Raw genomic sequence first — 1,347 nt, 5'->3', positions numbered from 1 at the left:
TTGTTTGACTGCCTATTTTTGTATCTCCTCCCCTGGCACATGTAATCGATTGATTTATATTTGTTCTTTAGAATGCTTTAAAAACGAGGGATGCTCCGAGATCAGGTTGTCTGAACTTCTTTGTTGAGCAGTAGCCTGAATCCGCCAACTGTTTCGCTACACACGCGTTAAACCGATGACCTTGCCTGGCAAGGATTACCGGAAATGAATCGATCAACCAAACTTGCCCGGGATTCCTGGTTTCCTGTTCTTGCTGAATCAGTGTTAATAAGGGTGCAAACACATCGGCTACTCGATTCAGGCGCTGAACATAAGCCACATAACTTGGAAGTCGTGGAAACCAATCGCGTAAATGGCGATCTGCGTACTCATAAATACCTTTGATCTCTCTATGCTTGTCCACCACGCCGAACAGGCAGAGAGTAATGACTTCTTCGTCGCTAAAACTTAAATCCGCGTAATTGCTCATTCTTTGACCATAAGTCCAAAGATTTTGCTGATAATGCTTGCAAACATAGAGATAAATCGTTATTAATCGGTTTTGCCAGTTCATCGGCTACTTTGATTTATTGAGGTTGGGTGATGTCTTCCTCAATAGTTTAACGTTATTGATGAACTGGCTTCTATTTCAGCTCTTAATTCGCATTTAAGCGGAAAACCAGTCGCCATATCTAACCATAACTGGTACCGTGATACAGCGCCGACACTAAAACCACCCTCCCCTTCACATTAACCCGAATATTTCATAAATTCGCGTGATGATTACGCAGGATTTTGATTAATAGGGAAGTTTTGAGAAAGAGTAGTGTAGTGATTCATACACCCGACTGAGCAAAATCTTTCTTATTAATCAAAAGACAAGTGAGGGCACGTGCCAATTTATGAAATATTCGGGTTAATCTGCAAGGCCGACTGACCGGCTCTCGAATCTGTACTGGATTGTCTTTCTTCTATCTTAGCGAAATTACTGCATCTGTACCTTTTGTTAGAAATTATTATAAGAGAATTCATTTCTAGTCAAAGCTTTCTGGCTGCTCACGTAAGTTATATGTGCTGCTAAACCCTAAGGAATAAAGTCGTTAGCAACTATTCGAGTGAATATTGGAGAATACTCTAGTACTCAGTCATTCTTGAAATGTCGACTAAAGCTCCCCATACTCTCGACCTTCAACGTAGAATGGAAGTGGGCCAATGGCAAAGAAATACATGGTGAGGCTAACCGAAGAAGAACAAGCTTATTTAGAAAGTTTGATGCACAAAGGAAAAGTGGCGGCGTACAAAAGGCTTCATGCCCAGATCTTGCTTAAGGCGGATGAGAACGCTTTAGGTGAATCGTGGCAAGATAAC

1 protein-coding gene is annotated in these 1,347 nt (G+C 41.5%); it reads right to left on the bottom strand.

The window, feature by feature from the left end; genetic code table 11:
* Positions 1-67: 67 nt before the first annotated feature.
* The gene (locus BLP80_RS14875) at positions 68-469 is read right to left on the bottom strand and encodes a hypothetical protein (RefSeq protein WP_218120478.1); all 402 of its coding nucleotides are present in this window, start codon (positions 467-469) and stop codon (positions 68-70) included.
* Between the last annotated feature and the right edge of the window lie 878 nt (positions 470-1,347).

The sequence above is a fragment of the Nitrosomonas sp. Nm132 genome (assembly GCF_900100485.1).
Lineage (GTDB): Bacteria > Pseudomonadota > Gammaproteobacteria > Burkholderiales > Nitrosomonadaceae > Nitrosomonas.
Note: the sequence above shows the minus strand (reverse complement) of the source record. Positions and strands in the feature narration are given on the sequence as shown.